12 protein-coding genes are annotated in these 15,712 nt (G+C 72.1%); 3 read left to right on the forward strand and 9 right to left on the reverse strand.

Annotated features, from left to right (window positions below):
• Nucleotides 1–36: 36 nt before the first annotated feature.
• Nucleotides 37–891, reverse strand: a complete 855-nt coding sequence (locus tag AB0E62_RS32090) for a phospholipid scramblase-related protein (RefSeq protein ID WP_362201750.1) — start codon at nucleotides 889–891, stop codon at nucleotides 37–39.
• A 66-nt stretch (nucleotides 892–957) separates the two neighbouring features.
• Complete coding sequence (locus AB0E62_RS32095; protein ID WP_362201753.1) at nucleotides 958–3,006, reverse strand: phosphocholine-specific phospholipase C; 2,049 nt, start codon at nucleotides 3,004–3,006, stop codon at nucleotides 958–960.
• 167 nt (nucleotides 3,007–3,173) lie between these two features.
• Here AB0E62_RS32095 and AB0E62_RS32100 point away from each other — a divergent pair, with 167 nt between their 5' ends.
• The gene (locus AB0E62_RS32100; protein ID WP_362201755.1) at nucleotides 3,174–4,460 is read left to right on the forward strand and encodes an MFS transporter; all 1,287 of its coding nucleotides are present in this window, start codon (nucleotides 3,174–3,176) and stop codon (nucleotides 4,458–4,460) included.
• A 37-nt stretch (nucleotides 4,461–4,497) separates the two neighbouring features.
• Here AB0E62_RS32100 and AB0E62_RS32105 read toward each other — a convergent pair whose 3' ends face one another.
• The 7 genes from AB0E62_RS32105 to AB0E62_RS32135 form a co-directional block, all read right to left on the reverse strand.
• Nucleotides 4,498–6,672, reverse strand: a complete 2,175-nt coding sequence (locus AB0E62_RS32105; RefSeq protein WP_362201757.1) for a discoidin domain-containing protein — start codon at nucleotides 6,670–6,672, stop codon at nucleotides 4,498–4,500.
• A gap of 96 nt (nucleotides 6,673–6,768) precedes the next feature.
• Nucleotides 6,769–8,373: a glycoside hydrolase family 13 protein gene (locus AB0E62_RS32110; protein WP_362201759.1), complete on the reverse strand. Its 1,605-nt coding sequence runs from the start codon at nucleotides 8,371–8,373 to the stop codon at nucleotides 6,769–6,771.
• Between the two features lie 34 nt (nucleotides 8,374–8,407).
• Nucleotides 8,408–9,289 (reverse strand): carbohydrate ABC transporter permease, encoded by an 882-nt coding sequence (locus tag AB0E62_RS32115; RefSeq protein ID WP_362201762.1) that lies wholly within the window; start codon nucleotides 9,287–9,289, stop codon nucleotides 8,408–8,410.
• Nucleotides 9,286–10,236, reverse strand: a complete 951-nt coding sequence (locus AB0E62_RS32120; protein ID WP_362201765.1) for a sugar ABC transporter permease — start codon at nucleotides 10,234–10,236, stop codon at nucleotides 9,286–9,288. The genes AB0E62_RS32115 and AB0E62_RS32120 overlap by 4 nt, the downstream gene beginning before the upstream one ends.
• A 5-nt stretch (nucleotides 10,237–10,241) precedes the next feature.
• On the reverse strand, nucleotides 10,242–11,594 hold the full coding sequence (locus AB0E62_RS32125; protein WP_362201768.1) for an extracellular solute-binding protein: 1,353 nt from the start codon (nucleotides 11,592–11,594) through the stop codon (nucleotides 10,242–10,244).
• Nucleotides 11,595–11,721: 127 nt separating this feature from the next.
• Nucleotides 11,722–12,720, reverse strand: a complete 999-nt coding sequence (locus AB0E62_RS32130; RefSeq protein ID WP_362201771.1) for a LacI family DNA-binding transcriptional regulator — start codon at nucleotides 12,718–12,720, stop codon at nucleotides 11,722–11,724.
• 108 nt (nucleotides 12,721–12,828) lie between these two features.
• The gene (locus AB0E62_RS32135; RefSeq protein ID WP_362201773.1) at nucleotides 12,829–13,500 is read right to left on the reverse strand and encodes a hypothetical protein; all 672 of its coding nucleotides are present in this window, start codon (nucleotides 13,498–13,500) and stop codon (nucleotides 12,829–12,831) included.
• 243 nt (nucleotides 13,501–13,743) lie between these two features.
• Between AB0E62_RS32135 and AB0E62_RS32140 the strand changes: the two genes are divergently transcribed.
• Together AB0E62_RS32140 and AB0E62_RS32145 are read left to right on the forward strand one after the other, a co-directional pair.
• Complete coding sequence (locus AB0E62_RS32140; RefSeq protein ID WP_362201776.1) at nucleotides 13,744–14,400, forward strand: helix-turn-helix transcriptional regulator; 657 nt, start codon at nucleotides 13,744–13,746, stop codon at nucleotides 14,398–14,400.
• 199 nt (nucleotides 14,401–14,599) lie between these two features.
• The gene (locus AB0E62_RS32145; protein ID WP_362201779.1) at nucleotides 14,600–14,824 is read left to right on the forward strand and encodes a hypothetical protein; all 225 of its coding nucleotides are present in this window, start codon (nucleotides 14,600–14,602) and stop codon (nucleotides 14,822–14,824) included.
• The last annotated feature ends 888 nt before the right edge of the window (nucleotides 14,825–15,712 follow it).

The following is a 15,712-nucleotide window of genomic DNA, read 5'->3' on the forward strand; positions in this document are numbered from 1 at the left end:
CTGGCACCGGCCGCGCCGCCGCGCGTCCGCTTCCGGTCAGCCCCAGCCGCGGGCGTCCTGCTTCAGCGCGGTGTCCACGGTCAGCGCCGTCGCGACCACCAGGCTGAGCAGGGGCTCGGGCAGCTGGTAGTGGATCTGCAGGACGTAGTTGTCCGCGGTCGTGAAGAGCGTCTTGGCCAGGCCCTCCCACGTCTTGGTGATCCGGGCGACCTCGTTGTCCGCGTGGTCGACGATCGCGAAGTTCCAGGCCCGCCAGTTCTCCGCCTTGATCGCGCCGACCTGCTGGCCGTTCGCCATCATCGCGAAGTTGATCTTGCCGATCATGTTCTTCTGGACGATCTCGCCGACCGGGGAGCCGTCCGGACGGGTCACGATCACCCGGGACTTGAAGATCTTCGCGGGCCGGGTCAGCAGCAGCTGCGGCCGGCCGTGGGCGTCGCGGATCTCCAGCTTGTGGGTCAGGAACTGGTCCAGGCTGGAGACGAAGCGCAGGATCTTGCGCAGGACGCCCTGGCCGACCTGGGTGACCGAACCGATCTCCCGGCCGCTCTGGTCCATGACCTTGTACTCGTTGGTCAGCTCGATGAGCTTGGCCTTCTGGTTCACGACCAGGACGGGCTCGGTGAAGAGGGTGCCGCCGCCGGCGCCGCCGGCCGCGACACCGGCCTGCTGCTGCACCTGGCGCTGGACCTTGGGGTCGGCGGTGGCGGCCTGCTGCTGCGGGAAGGCGGCCTGCTGCGCCGGGGCCTGCTGCGGCGGAACCTGCCCGGCGGCCTGCTGGGCCGGGTTGGTGTGGTCGGTCCACTGCGTGCCGTCCCAGTAACGGAGCGTGCTCTGTGCTCCGTGCGGGTCCGGGTACCAGCCGGCAGGGGTGTTCGATTGCGTGGTCACCGGGGCACACTACCCTGCCCTGACCGGTACCTGACCAGTCCGCACGGAGCGGTGTTCATCGGTCGTTCACCCCGTGGCGATCGCCGGATCGCTGACGCCGGGCTGCCCGTTCTCCACATGGCCGGCGAAGCCGCGCACGAAGGCCGGGTCGGCGTCCGAGGTCACGGTCAGGTCGTACCAGCGCTTGCTCGCCGCGAGGCCGACGGTCTGCCGCACGGTCGCGCCGGGCCGTACCGTCACCGTCAGCGGGCTGCCGCCGTAACCGTCGGTGACCTTCAGCCGGGCCGTGCCGGAGCCCTTGTTGGTGAAGGTCAGCTCGATGTCGTCGCCCGTGTGCCGGGCGGTGACCTCCGGGCCGGCCACCTTGTTGCGGCCCTTGAAGACGCGCAGGAAGCCGTTCGGCCCGTGCACGGCGAGGTCGTAATTGCCGCCGGAGTACACCGAGTTCCAGGTGTCCGAGAGGGTCTTGCCGGCCTCGGTGGTGTAGGTCCAGGGACCATCGGTACGGCTGTCGGACGTCACCAGGAAGGCCGTGCCGGCGCCGGGCCCGGAGGCGAAGGTGAGCGTGTACTTGCCGGCCGCCGTGTCCGCCGAACCGTCCACCGCCGGGGCGTACTTCAGCGGGCGGGTGGGCCGGCTGCCGGGCTCCTGGCGGGGCAGCGCACCCTGGGCGGGGGGCTTCGGCACGTAGTCCGGGTGCCGGTTGCCGTCCGGCGGCCGGTAGCCGGCCGTGGAGGGCAGCGCCACCGGGGCGGTGTCCTGGCGGGAGAAGTCGAAGGCGCTGGTCAGGTCGCCGCATATGGCGCGCCGCCAGGGCGAGATGTTGGGTTCCTGGACGCCGAAGCGGCGCTCGATGAACCGGATGACCGAGGTGTGGTCGAAGGTCTCGGAGCAGACGTAACCGCCCTTGCTCCACGGGGAGACGACCAGCATCGGCACCCGCTGGCCGAGCCCGTAGGGGCCGGCGGCATGACCGCTGTCGCCCTTGAACACGTCGAGCGCGGGGTCGACCGTCGACTTGCCCTGGGCGGTGGAGGCCGGCGGGTAGGGCGGGATGACGTGGTCGAAGAAGCCGTCGTTCTCGTCGTAGGTGATGAACAGCGCGGTCCTGCCCCACACGTCGGGGTCGGCGGTGAGCGCGTCCAGGACCTGGGAGACGTACCACGCGCCGTAGTTCGCCGGCCAGTTGGGGTGTTCGCTGAACGCCTCGGGGGCGACGATCCAGGAGACCTGGGGCAGCGTGCCCGCCCGGACGTCCGCCTTCAGCCGGTCGAAGAAGCCCTCCCCCTTGCGGGCGTCGGTGCCGGTGCGGGCCTTGTCGTGGAGCGGGCTGCCGGGCTGGGCCGTGCGGTACTGGTTGAAGTAGAGCAGCGAGTTGTCGCCGTAGTTGCCGCGGTAGGCGTCGTTGATCCAGCCCCAGCTGCCGTTCGCGTCCAGACCGTCGCCAATGTCCTGGTAGATCTTCCAGGAGATCCCGGCCCGCTCCAGGCGCTCGGGGTACGTCGTCCAGCCGTAGCCCTTCTCCTCGTTGCCGAGGACCGGGCCGCCGCCCTTGCCGTCGTTGCCGGTGTGGCCCGTCCACAGGTAGTAGCGGTTGGGGTCGGTGGAGCCGATGAACGAGCAGTGGTAGGCGTCGCACACGGTGAAGGCGTCGGCGAGGGCGTAGTGGAAGGGGATGTCGTCGCGCGTCAGGTACGCCATCGTCGTGGCGGACTTGTTGGGCACCCACTTGTCGTACTTGCCGCCGTTGAACGCGGCGTGGCCGTCGTTCCAGCCGTGCGGGAGGTCCTGGAGGAAGGCCAGGCCCAGGTCGTCGGCGTCGGGGTGGAAGGGCAGGATGTCCTTGGTGCCGTCGGACTGCTTCCAGACGGACCGGCCGTTCTGGGTGACCGGGCGGGGGTCGCCGAAGCCGCGTACTCCGCGCAGGGAGCCGAAGTAGTGGTCGAAGGAACGGTTCTCCTGCATCAGGACGACGATGTGCTCCACATCGTCCACCGTTCCGGTGCGGTAGCGGGCGGGCAGGGCCGCCGCGCGCTGGATGCTGCCGGCCAGCGCCGTGAACGCCGTGGTGGCGCCCGCGAGCTGGAGGAAGCGCCGCCGGTTGACCTCGGGCATGGGTGAGGGTCCTCTCGTCCTGACGTACACGATCCGCCAGCTGACGGAATGTGCGCGGAGCGAGTGTTCCAAGAGCAGCAAACGTCAGGGAAGGGTGCGGTGGCCCGGATGTGAACTCATCGCTACATGAGGTGTGCGGCGCCCGCCGGCCGGGGAGAGACGCGATCATGACAGGCAAGCAGACGCCGGCACCGCGGCGGACGAGGCGATCCGCGCGACAGCTCGTCGCCGCTTCCGTGGGCAACGCCGTGGAGTGGTACGACTGGTACGCCTACACGTTCCTCGCCACCTACATCGCCGCCGCGGTCTTCCCCAAGGGCACCGGCAACTCCCTGGTCCCGCTGCTGTCCACGTTCGCCGTGTTCGCGGTCGGCTTCTTCATGCGGCCCGTGGGCGGGCTGCTCATGGGGGCCGTCGCCGACCGGCGGGGCCGGCGGGCCGCCCTCACCGTCACCATCCTGCTGATGGGCGGCAGCAGCCTGCTGGTGGGCCTCACCCCCACCTACGCCTCGGCGGGCGTCGCGGCCCCGGTGGTGCTGGTCGCCGCCCGGCTGCTCCAAGGTCTGTCGGTGGGGGGCGAGTTCGCGGCCTCGACCACCTTCCTCGTGGAGTCGGCGGGGCCGGGCCGGCGCGGGCTGTTCTCCAGCTTCCAGTACGTCTCGACGACCGCCGGCCAGCTGGTCGCGTCCGGCATCGCCGCCCTGCTCGTGGACACGCTCCCCGGATCCGCGATGGACGGCTGGGGCTGGCGCGTGCCGTTCTGGCTCGGCGGGGCGTTCAGCCTGGTCGGCTTCTGGATCCGGCGCGGCGCCGAGGAGACCCGCAGCGCCGAGCAGCGGCGGGCGCCGCGGCCCGGCCTGTTCGAGGCGCTGCGCCGCCATCCGCGTCAGTCCCTGCTCATCGCCGGCATCACCGCGGGCGGCACCCTCGCCTACTACACCTGGACGTCGTACCTGCCGACGTACGCCGAAATCAACGCGGGCGTCGCGAAGTCGGACGCGCTGCTCGCGAGCACGATCGCGCTGGCCTTCTTCGCCCTGCTCCAGCCGCTCGGCGGGCTGCTGTCCGACCGGGTCGGGCGCCGGCCGCTGCTGCTGGGCTTCGGGGTGGGCTTCGCCGTGCTGTGCGTGCCGCTGCTGCACGCGCTGCGCGACTCCTTCGCCGTGCTGCTGCTGGTGAGTTGCGCGGGCATGGTGCTGCTGACCGGGTTCACGTCCGTCAGCGCGGCCGTCAACGCCGAGGTGTTCCCGCCCCGGGTGCGCGCGGCCGGCATCGGCTTCCCGTACTCGCTCACCGTGGCGCTGTTCGGCGGCACCGCACCGTACGTCGGCACCCTGTTCAAGGAACTGGGCCGCACCGGTCTCTTCCCCTGGTACGTCGCCGCGCTCTGCCTGCTGTCCTCCTCGGTGTACCTGCGGCTGCCGGAGACGGCTCACCGGGAGCTGGAGCGCTGAAGAGGGGAGCCGGGACCCGGCTCCCCCCGGCTCACGGTCAGGATGAATAGACCTCCACCTCGCTGAACTGTCCGGCCGGCCAGCCGGTGTTGGCGGTGACGGTCAGGCGCAGGTGGCGCAGGTTCGTGCCGCTGGGCAGGGACACGGTCGCGGTGTTGCCGGTGGCGGGGTCGAAGCGGTAGCCCTGGGCGCCGGCCACGGTCGTGTAGGTCGTGCCGTCGGCGCTGCCGAGCACCGCGACGGTCTGGGTGCGCGCTCCCCAGGCGGCGGAGGGCGGCAGCTTCAGCACCAGGCGGCGCACGCCGTAGGACGCGCCGAGGTCGACCGTCCAGGACTGCGGGAAGGCGTTGTTGGCCGACTCCCAGTAGGAGTTCGGGTCACCGTCGACCGCCTTGCCGGGCGTGTAGACGTCCTGGGAGCCGGTCGCGGTGGCCGGGCGGCCCTTGGCGAGGTTGCGGTTCGGGTCCGGTTCGGGGTTGCCCTGTCCGGGCCGGGGCCAGGTGGAGCAGTCCGGCCAGGTGCTCGACCAGCCGGAGTTGCCGCCGCCGTCGGTGAGCGTGAAGGACCCGGAGTTCGCCGGGAAGGGGCAGTTGTACACGCCGGCCGCGCCGACCTGGGTGGCGGTGACGTTCTTGAGGACGGCCGCGCCCTGGGCCTCGGCCTGGACGACGACCGTCCCGGTGTTGCGCACGGTCGCACCGGTGACGTTGACGTTCCGTACCGGGTAGCCCTGCCCGCCTCCGGAGACGAACTCGAAGGCGCTGTACGGGCTGTCGGTGATCGAGGTGTCGGTGATGTTCACGGTGGCGCCCACGGCGCTGTCGTAGGAGTCGACGCGCAGGGCGCCCATCGGGTGGTTCCAGTTGGGGTTCATGGCGCCGGTGCGCACGAGGGTGTTGCCGGCGACGGTGATGGTGCCGGCCAGGGGGTGGAAGGGGTCGAGGAACTTCTGGTTCGAGATCGCGATGCCGCTGCCGAGGGCGTTGGTGTCGGAGACCACGTTGTCGCGTACGGCGATGTCGGTGCCGCCGTAGATCGCGATGCCGTTGGCGAGGTTGGGCTGGGAAACGGTGTTGTGCTCGAAGCTGGAGTCGGTGTCCGGGGCGTACAGGGACCACATGGCGAGGGCGTCGTCGCCCTGGTTGCGCAGGAAGTTGTTCCGCACCCGCACGCCCTTGGCGTTGCCGTTGAGGTTGAGGCCGTCGGCGGTGGTGTCGAGGATGCGGTTGTTCTCCACCACCAGGTTGTCGTTGTTGCCGGTGAGCCACAGGCCCACCTTCAGGTGCTGGAGCCACATGCCGGACACAGAACTGCCGGGGCCGAGCGAGCCGTTGACGAAGTTGTCCGGGCTGGAGTCGACCCGTTCGGTGACCTCTCCGATGACCGCGAAGTCCTTGAGGCGGACGTTGCCCGCGGAGTTCGGCTGGTCGATGAAGCGGGAGGCGTGCACGACGGAGTACCAGTGGCCGGCGCCCTGGAGGGTGACGTTCTGTACGCCGCCGAGGGAGGAGGTGATCCGGTAGTCGCCCGGGGGGATCCACACCGTGCCGCCCTGGGCGGCGGCGATGGCGTCCCGGAACGCCTGGGTGGAGTCGCCGCTGCCGGTGGGGTCGGCGCCCTTGGTGACGACGGACACCGAGCCGGCGGGCTGGGCGGCGGCCGGGGCGGCCTGCTCGAAGTCGGCGACGTCGACGGTGACCTGGACGCCGGACGCCTCGACGGCGACCTTGTCGCCGGCCTGGACGGTGCGGCCCAGCAGCATGCGGGTGTTGTCGAAGAAGTGGTGGGTCCTGGAGCCGGTGATCCAGCCGGTGTCGACGTAGGAGTACTTGGCGGTCACCGGCAGCGTCCTGGCGAGCCGGGTGCCGTTGACGTACACGTTCAGCGCGCCGGACTGGCCGTCGGGGACGCTGTAGGCGAGGTTCAGCGCGTTGGCCGTGCTCGGCACGGTGAACTCCACCCGCTGCCCGGACGCCAGCCGCACGGCCTGCCGGCCGGACGCCTCCGAGGCGAGGGTGCCCTGTGTGTAGTCGGGGCCGATCCGGGTGCCGGTGCCGTTCGCCGACTCGGCCTCCACGGAGGTGAACGGGAGCGTGGCGCCCGGCGCCGCGTGGGCGGCCGGGGCGAGGGTGACGAGCATGCCGGCGGCCAGGGCGACGACCGCCCCGATGGCCGGCATGCGCCGGAGGTGTCCGGCGGTGCTGCTGTGCATGTGCCGATCCCTTCGTGGTGGGGTGCGTGGGACAGCGCTGTGGTGCGTGGGGGGGCTCGGCCGCGCCGACGGCGCGGTGGTGCGCCGGGGCGTGGCTCAGCGGCGCAGCCAGGCCGCCGTGTCCTGGGGCAGCCGGCCCGCGTCGTCCAGCGGGCCGCTGCCGAGCAGGAGCCGGGAGTGCGCGGGGAGCGGGACGGGCGTGGCCGAGAGGTTGACCACGCACACCGCGTCCGCGCGGCTGAAGGCGAGCACGCCGTCGGGGGCGGGCAGCCAGGTCAGGGGGCCGTCGCCGAACACGCGGCGCAGGGCGATGGCCGTGCGGTAGAGGGAGAGCATGGAGTGCGGGTCCCGGCGCTGGCGGTCGGCCGCGTACGACGCCCAGCCGGCCGGCTGCGGCAGCCAGGGCTCCTCGCGGGAGCCGAATCCGGCGTACGGCAGCTCGGCGGCCCAGGGCAGCGGTACCCGGCAGCCGTCGCGGCCGGGGTCGGTGCCGCCGGAGCGGAAGTGCATCGGGTCCTGGATGCTGTCGAGCGGGATGTCGGCCTCCGGCAGGCCGAGTTCCTCGCCCTGGTAGACGTAGACCGCGCCGGGCAGCGCCAGCGACAGCAGGGCGGCGGCCCGGGCCCGCCGGGTGCCGAGCGCGAGGTCCGTCGGGGTGCCGAAGGCCTTGGTGGCGAAGTCGAAGGCGGTATCCGCGCGGCCGTAGCGGGTGACGGTGCGGGTGACGTCGTGGTTGCACAGCACCCAGGTGGCCGGGGCGCCGACGGGGGCGTGCTCGGCGAGGGTGGTGTCGATCGCGGAGCGCAGCCGGGCCGCGTCCCAAGGACACGTGAGGAAGGAGAAGTTGAAGGCGGTGTGGAGTTCGTCGGGACGCAGGTAGCGGGCGAAGCGCTCGGGGTCGGGGAGCCAGACCTCGCCGACGAAGACGCCGTCGTACGCGTCGGCCACGCGCCGCCAGGAGCGGTAGATGTCGTGGAGTTCGTCGCGGTCGAGGAACGGGTGGGGTTCGGGGCGGCCGGCGAGGTCGGGGAGGTCCGGGTCCTTGGCGAGCAGGGCCGCCGAGTCGATGCGGACGCCGGCGACGCCCCGCTCGAACCAGAAGCGCAGGATGTCCTCGTGTTCCCGGCGGACGACCGGGTGGGCCCAGTTGAGGTCGGGCTGCTCGGGGGTGAACAGGTGCAGGTACCAGTCGCCGTCGGGCAGCCGGGTCCACACCGGTTCGGTGGAGCCGGCGAACTGCGAAGGCCAGTCGTTGGGCGGGAGTTCACCGTGCGGGCCGCGTCCGGGCCGGAAGTGGAACAGTTCGCGTTCGGGGCTGCCGGGTGCGGCGGCGAGCGCGGCCCGGAACCAGGGGTGCCGGTCGGAGACGTGGTTGGGCACGATGTCGACGAGGGTGCGGATGCCCCACTCGGCGGCCTCGGCGATGAGCTTCTCCGCCTCGGCGAGGGTGCCGAAGGCCGGGTCGATGGTCCGGTAGTCGGCGACGTCGTAACCGCCGTCCTTGAGGGGCGACAGGTACCAGGGGGTGAACCACAGGGCGTCCACGCCGAGTTCGGCCAGGTACGGCAGCCGGGCGCGGACGCCCGCGAGGTCGCCGGTGCCGTCGCCGTCGCCGTCCGCGAAGCTGCGGACGTACACCTGGTAGATGACGGCGTCACGCCACCAGTCGGGGTCTTTCCGGGCAGGGGTGGGCTGTCCCACGGAGGTCGGCCTTTCTGTGGACGGGGCGGCGGCGTCAGCCCTTGGTGCTGCCCGCGCCGATCCCGGCGATGATGTGCCGCTGGAAGACGAGGAAGAGCGCCACCATCGGGAGGCTGGCGATCACCATCGCGGCGATGAGCACGGTGAGCTGGATGTTCTGCGACAGCTGCACGAGGGCCACACTGATCGGCTGCTTGCCGGTGTCGGAGAAGACCATCAGCGGCCACAGGAAGTCCTGCCACACGGCGACCAGCGCGAAGATCGACACCACGCCGAGCACCGGCCGGGACATGGGCAGCACGACGGACCACAGGACGCGGAGCTTTCCGGCGCCGTCGATCTCGGCGGCCTCCAGCACCTCGCGCGGCAGCTGGTCGAAGAAGCGTTTGAGCAGGTAGAGATTGAAGGCGTTGGCGACCGCGGGCAGCCAGACGGCGAGGGGGTCGTTGAGCAGGCTGGTGTGGATCAGCGGCAGGTCGGCGACGGTCAGGTACTTGGGGACGACCAGCGCCTGTGCCGGGACCATGAGGGTGGCGAGGATGCCGCCGAGGACCACCTTGCCGAACGCGGGTCTCAGCTTGGACAGGGAATAGGCGGCGGCGGTGCAGAACACCAGCTGGAAGGCCCAGGCGCCGGCCGCCTGGACCAGGGTGTTCCCCAGGTGCCGGGGCAGCTCCATCAGTTCCCAGGCGTCGGCGTAGCCGCCGGGGTGCCAGTGCTCGGGCAGCCAGGCGGGCGGGGTGCGGGCCACCTCGTCGGGTGACTTCAGCGCACCGGTCACCATCCAGTACACGGGGAAGAGGAAGGCGAGCGCGAAGAGGACGACGACCGCGGTGAACACCGTCCAGTAGAGGGCCTTTCCGCGCGGGCGGGCGAGGACGGCCGGGGAGATCAGGGTGCGGGTGCCCGGGGTCATGTGTCCCCCTCGGTGCGGGTGAGCCGCAGGTACAGGGCGGAGAAGGCGCCGAGCAGGACCAGCAGCATGACGCTGAGGGCGCAGGCGCCGCCGAAGTCGTTGTAGAGGAAGGCGTATTTGTAGATGAGGTACAGCACGGTGACGGTGGCGTTCTCGGGGCCGCCGCCGGTGATGACGAACGGTTCGGTGAACACCTGCATGGTGGCGATGATCTGAAGCAGCATCAGCATCAGGATCACGAACCGGGTCTGCGGGATCGTGACGTGCCGGACGCGCTGGAGGAGACTCGCGCCGTCCAGTTCGGCCGCCTCGTACAGCTCACCGGGGATGGACTGGAGCGCGGCGAGGTAGATGAGGACGGTGCCGCCCATGTTGGCCCAGGTGGCGACGAGCACCAGGGAGACGAGCGCGGTGCCGGTGCCGTTGGTCCAGTTCGAGGTGGGCAGGTGCAGCAGGCGCAGTACCTCGTTGGCGAGGCCGGCTCCCGGGTCGTAGAACCACTTCCACAGCAGGGCGCTGACCACCGGCGGGATCATCACCGGCAGGTAGACGACGATCCGGAAGAAGGCTTTGGCGTGCCGCAGTTCGTTCAGGACGAGGGCGAGGACGAAGGGAACCGCGAAGCCGATGAGCAGGGCCAGCAGGGTGAAGGTGAGGGTGTTGCGCCAGGCGTCGGCGAACTCGGGGTCGTGCAGGACGCGCGTGAAGTTGGCGGTGCCGGCCCATTGGGGCGGTGCGCCCGGGGTGTAGGTCTGGAAGGAGATGACGACCGCGCGGATCGCCGGGTACCAGGAGAACAGGGCGAAGCAGAGCAGGCCGCCGAGGAGGAAGCCGTGGGCGCGGGCCTGGTCGGCCAGGCGGCGCCGGCGACGCCCGGCCGAAGCGGGTGCCGGGAGCGCGGGAGCGGGGGGCGGTGCGACGGGCCGTCGCTCGGCCGTCTTCGGCATGGCGGTCAGCCCCGGGCCAGAATGCTGTCGATCTTGCCGGACGCCTTCTCGAGGAGCTGGTCGATGTCGGCGTCCTTCTGGGTGAGGACGGCGGAGACGGTGCCGTCGAGGACGGAGTAGATCTGCTGGGCGTGCGGCGGCTCCGTCTTGAAGCGCAGCTTGCCGTTGCCGTCGAGGAACGCCCGGTAGTTCTCCACCGGGACGTTGGCGTTGGCCTGTTTCAGCCGCTGGTCGGTGGCGTCGGCGGCGCCGGTGAACAGGCGTGGCTCGGGCAGGCCGACCGGGGCGTCGTGCTTCTTGGCGCGGGCGTAGTCGCCGAGGAAGCCCTTGCCGGGGGTGAGGAACATGTGGTCGAGCCACTTGAGGCCGGCGCGGATCTGGGCGGGCGTGGCCTTCTTGCCGAACATGTAGCCGTCGCCGCCGATGAGGGTGGCGTGGCCGCCCGGCATGGGGGCCAGGGCGAGGTCCTTGTAGTCGCCGCCCTTCTCCTTGACCAGGATCGGGATGTTGTCGGGGGCGGCGAGGTACATGCCGAGCCGGCCCGAACCCATCATCTGCTGCACGTCGTTGATGACGAGGAGCTGTCTGCTGCCCATCGAGCCGTCGGTCCACCGCATGTCGTGCAGGTTCTGCAGCACGGCGTGGCCCTCGGGGGTGTCGATGGTGGCCTTCTTGCCGTCGGCGGCGACGACGTCGCCGCCCTGCGCGTACAGTTCGGCGGTGAAGTGCCAGCCGCCCTGGTTCTGTGCGCTGTAGTCGGCGTAGCCGACCGTGCCGTCGCCGAGGGCCGCGATCTTCCGGGCGGCGGCGCGGACCTCGTCCCAGGTCGCCGGGGGCCGGTCGGGGTCCAGTCCGGCCTCGCGGAACAGGGCGCGGTTGTAGATCAGGCCCATGGAGTAGCCGGTGCGCGGGATGCCGTAGACCTTGCCGTCGACGGTGTAGATGTCCCGCAGCTGCTTCTGGATGCTCCGGTAGCTCTTGAGTTCCTTCAGGTAGGGCGTGAGGTCGGCGGCCTGGCCGGTGTCCACGACGTGCCGGGCGTCGGTGAAGTACGTGTAGAACACGTCCTCCATCTGGCCGCCGGCGAGTTTGGCGTCGAAGGTCTTCGGGTCCTGGCAGGGAAAGGCGTCGTGGGCGACCACGTCGATGTCCGGATGCGCTTGCTCGAACGCGGCGACGTCGGCTTCGAAGAAGGCGCGGTCGGTCCTGGCGCTCCTGGGCGGCTCGCAGTTGACGGTGATGCGGGTCTTACCGCTCGCCGCTCCGTCGGCACCGGACCCGCAGGCGGTGGCGGCGAGGGCGAGGGAGGAACAGACGCCGATCGCGACGACGGTACGGCGGAACCCGGTGTGTCTCATCGGTGACCCCTCATGGCACTCAGGGCAGCAGTGGTGGGCGCCGCACACTCAAGCACCGCCGACAACCGTCCGCAAGATGTCGCGCAGAATCTGTAATTATTGAACAACGCGTCGGATCTTCGCGGGCTCAATCGCGCGGGGCTTGCGCGGTGGAGCCGCGCACCACCAGTTCCGGCTCGAACAGAAGCTCCTCGGCGGGTACGGCGGCGCCGCCGATCCGCGCGTTCAGCAGCTCCACGGCCGCGCGTCCCATGGCCTCGATGGGCTGGCGGACGGTGGTCAGCGGGGGTTCGGTGCAGTTCATGAACGCCGAGTCGTCGTAGCCGACGACGGAGACACGGCCCGGGACGTCGTACCCCTTGCGGCGGGCCGCCCGCACCGCGCCGAGGGCCAGCGGGTCGGAGGCGCAGATGATGCCGGTGACGCCGCGGTCGAGCAGCCGGGAGGCGGCGGCGTGCCCGCCCTCCAGGGAGAAGATGGCCCGCGCGACGAACTCCTCCGGCAGGTCGCCGGCGATCGCGCGGGCGGCGGCCAGTTTGCGGGCCGAGGGCACGTGGTCACCGGGGCCGAGGAGCAGGCCGATGCGCTCGTGGCCGAGGGAGGCCAGGTGCCGCCAGGCCTGCTCGACGGCCACGGCGTCGTCGCAGGACACGCCCGGGAAGCCGAGGTGCTCGATGGCCGCGTTGACCAGCACGACGGGGATGTTGCGCTCGGCGAGCAGCCGGTAGTGGTCGTGCGGCGCGTCGGCCTGGGCGTACAGGCCGCCGGCGAACACGACGCCCGAGACCTGCTGCTGGAGCAGCAGGTCGACGTAGTCCGCCTCCGAGACCCCGCCCTTGGTCTGGGTGCACAGCACCGGGGTCAGCCCGAGCTGCGCCAGGGCGCCGCCGATGACCTCGGCGAACGCCGGGAAGATGGGGTTCTGCAGCTCGGGCAGGACCAGGCCGACGAGCCGGGCGCGTTCGCCGCGCAGCTGGGTGGGGCGCTCGTAGCCGAGGACGTCGAGGGCCGTCAGCACCGCCTGCCGGGTGGCGTCGGAGACCCCGGGTTTGCCGTTGAGCACCCGGCTGACGGTGGCCTCGCTGACCCCGACCTTCTTCGCCACTTCCGCAAGTCGTCGCGTCATGCGCGCAAGAGTAGCGCAAGCGATGCAAGTCGCTTGCGCTGTCGCGGCGGGCCGGAGGGGGCTGCGGAGCAGGCGGCGGGCGGCGTCCGGGTGCGGGCCGGCCGGGGGTCAGTTCTCGGGGCCCGGGACCGCCGTGAGGTGGGAGGCGGTGCCCCGGGTGCGACGGGGTCGGCGTACCGGCGCGGCGGGGCGGCGGGGCTCGCGCAGCACCATCGTCAGGCGCCGGTAGCCCAGCTCCCGCAGCGGCTGCGGCGCCTCCTCCACGATCCGGCACTCGGTGCGCCCGCGCCGCGGGTCCGGGTGGTGCAGGAGGCGCACGGCGCCGTCGAGGCGGGTCGCGGCCTCGCCGACGGCGCGGATCCAGTGCGGCAGGCCGTGCCGGTAGGCGGCCTCCATGATCGGGTCCTGGGCGATCTCCCGGCGCACGGCCTGGAGTTCGTGGTCGTGACCGCAGGACTCCAGCGCGCTGCGGAGCTGGGCCAGCATCGGCAGGCACCAGGCCGGTTCGTGCTCGCCGAGGATCTCGCCCGCGTCCGGGTGGAACAGGACGAACCGCAGGAAGTTCTCCCCCGGCATGGCCGTCGGATGCGGGCGCACTCCGCCGAACAGCGCCTCGAACGCCCGGTTCGCCATGACCACGTTCCACTGGCGGTCGACCACCAGGGACGGACATGACATGTACTCCAGCAGCGCCCCGTAGTCCTGGAGGTACGCCTGGGTGTCGCAAGTGTCGGGGACGGGCCGCGGTGCCGGCCGCTGCCCTCCTGCCTGATGTGCCATCGGGAGGTCACCCCTCTTGCCTCTGCGGCCTTTCACGCGGCGATGCGATCCTGCTGCCCAGGCAAGAGTGATGTCAACTATCGTGGCATTTCATGCCGGTTGACGGCTGAAATTCGCCACAGTTGTGGCGACACCTGGATGTGGGTTCCGGACACGGGCTACTCTCCCGGAAGTTCACGGCGATCGCTCGTGAGAAGCACGGACGCACCTGAAGCCCTCTTTAGAGACGTAGGAGTTCTGTCGGTGACGGATGGCTACGAGGATCCGGGCGCCTCGGCGACCGCCCAGCTGCCGGCCGTCGTCGCCCGCGTCACCGCGCTCGCCGACCGCCTCGGCGTACCGCACGCCGAGGTCTTCGACGTCGGGCGGCTCTCCATCGCCTGCGGAGTGCCCGAGCCGGTGGTCAGGGCCCTGCTCAGCGGCCGGCCGGCGGGCGAGCCGGACGTCCAGGCCCGTTTCCTGCAGCGCCTGGACCTGCTGCGCCGCACCCGGCTGAAACCGGGCGGACGCCGGTACACCCAGCAGGAGATCGCCGACGGCGCGGGCATGTCCCGGCAGCAGGCCGGCGCCCTCATCAACGGCGACCGGCGGCCCACCATGGAGCACTGCGACGCGTTGCAGCGCTTCTTCCGGGTGCACGCCGGCTTCCTCACCGCGGAGGACCCCGAGGCGCTGGCCGGCGCGTTGCAGCGGGTCGAGCAGGAGCTGCTGCAGAAGCTCGCGGACCGGGAGCGGGCCGATGTCGAGGCGGTGGAGGACCCGCTGGAGCGGCTGCTCCAGGACCACGGGGTGCGCGGAATCGCCTGGCGGGCCGCGCAGTTGCCCACCGACCAGCACCGGGACAAGGTCGCGGAGTGGCTGGACATGCTCCTGGAGAGCGTGAAGCGGCCCGAGTCCTGAGGCGACGCCGGGCCCCGGCGCGGGCGGCGCGCCCGGGTACGGCCGTTCCCTCCGCGCGCCTGCGCTGAGCGGGCGAACGCGGGCCGAGCCGGACGGGATTGTCAGTGGCGGGCGGCAAGCTGGGGGCGTGCGCCGTACGACGCGGTGCGCGGCGCCGCAGGGCGCGTGACCGTGACGCCTATCCGGGGAGAGCCGACCGATGCCCACCGCCGTACTGACCGATCGTGAGCGCACCGCCGTCCAGGCGTATCTGCGGCTGCTCCACACGGTGCGCGCCGCCTTCGACGGACCGCCGGGCGGCCGGCCCGCCGTGGTTCCGCCCACGGTCCTCGCCGAGGCCGAACGGGCGCTCGCGGAGGCGGGACTGGCGGGCAACGAGACGGCCTTCTTCCGCCTGCTGCGCGACTGGTACCCGCCCGCCTGACGGTCCGGCTGCGCGCGCTCCGCCGACCGCCCGGTGCCCGGGGGTACGTGCGGAGGACCAGCTGCGCGCGGGGCGCGGGGGCTGCCCGGGGGTACCTACGGAGGACCATCTGTGCCCGGGGCGCGGCGCGGGTGCGGGCCGCCCGGCTGAGCGCGGGAGTGCCCGGCCCGGCCGGTCAGGGGTCCGGGGATGCGTACGGAAGGACCGCCTGAACACGGGGGCCGCCCGGCCGCCCGGGGCTCGACGCCGGTGCGGACCGCCCAGTCGAGCGCAGGAGTACCCGGCCGGCCAGGGGCCCGGGGACGCATACGGAAGGACCGCCTGAACACGGGGGCCGCCCAGCCGCCCGAGGCTCGACACCGGTGCGAACCACCCAGTCGAACGCAGGAGTACCCGGCCGGCCAGGGGCCCGGGGACGCGTACGGAAGGACCGCCTGAACACGGGGCCGCCCAGCCGCCCGGGGCTCGGGGGCGCATGCGGACGACCATCTGTACTCGGGGCGCGCGGGCCGCCCGGCCGCCCGAGGCAGGGGGCTCGGGGGTGCATGCGGAGGACCAGCTGTGCCCCGGGCGCGGGAGCCGCCCGGCCGCCCGGGGCTCGACGCCGGCGCGGACCGCCCAGTCGAACGCAGGAGTACCCGGCCGGCCAGGGGCCCGGGGGTACGCGCGGAGGACCAGCTGCGCGCGGGGCGCGAGGCTGCCCGAGGGTACCTGCGGAGGACCAGCTGTGCCCGGGGCGCGAGGCTGCCCGGCCGCCCGGGGCTCGGCGTCGGCGCGGACCGCCCAGTCGAACGCAGGAGTGCCCGGCCGGCCAGGGGCCCGGGGGCGGGTGGGGAGGGCGCCTGGGCCGCCCGGGGCTCGGAGCGCGTGTGGTGCGCGGGTGTCCGG

The sequence above is a fragment of the Streptomyces sp. NPDC038707 genome (assembly GCF_040636485.1).
Lineage (GTDB): Bacteria > Actinomycetota > Actinomycetes > Streptomycetales > Streptomycetaceae > Streptomyces.

Excerpts from the sequence above, each read along its gene's own strand:
- AB0E62_RS32100 (WP_362201755.1), top strand. The coding sequence starts at position 3,174 with ATGACAGGCAAGCAGACGCCGGCACCGCGGCGGACGAGGCGATCCGCG.
- AB0E62_RS32120 (WP_362201765.1), bottom strand. The coding sequence starts at position 10,236 with ATGCCGAAGACGGCCGAGCGACGGCCCGTCGCACCGCCCCCCGCTCCC.
- AB0E62_RS32135 (WP_362201773.1), bottom strand. The coding sequence starts at position 13,500 with ATGGCACATCAGGCAGGAGGGCAGCGGCCGGCACCGCGGCCCGTCCCC.
- AB0E62_RS32125 (WP_362201768.1), bottom strand. The coding sequence starts at position 11,594 with ATGAGACACACCGGGTTCCGCCGTACCGTCGTCGCGATCGGCGTCTGT.
- AB0E62_RS32130 (WP_362201771.1), bottom strand. The coding sequence starts at position 12,720 with ATGACGCGACGACTTGCGGAAGTGGCGAAGAAGGTCGGGGTCAGCGAG.
- AB0E62_RS32105 (WP_362201757.1), bottom strand. The coding sequence starts at position 6,672 with ATGCACAGCAGCACCGCCGGACACCTCCGGCGCATGCCGGCCATCGGG.
- AB0E62_RS32115 (WP_362201762.1), bottom strand. The coding sequence starts at position 9,289 with ATGACCCCGGGCACCCGCACCCTGATCTCCCCGGCCGTCCTCGCCCGC.
- AB0E62_RS32095 (WP_362201753.1), bottom strand. The coding sequence starts at position 3,006 with ATGCCCGAGGTCAACCGGCGGCGCTTCCTCCAGCTCGCGGGCGCCACC.
- AB0E62_RS32145 (WP_362201779.1), top strand. The coding sequence starts at position 14,600 with ATGCCCACCGCCGTACTGACCGATCGTGAGCGCACCGCCGTCCAGGCG.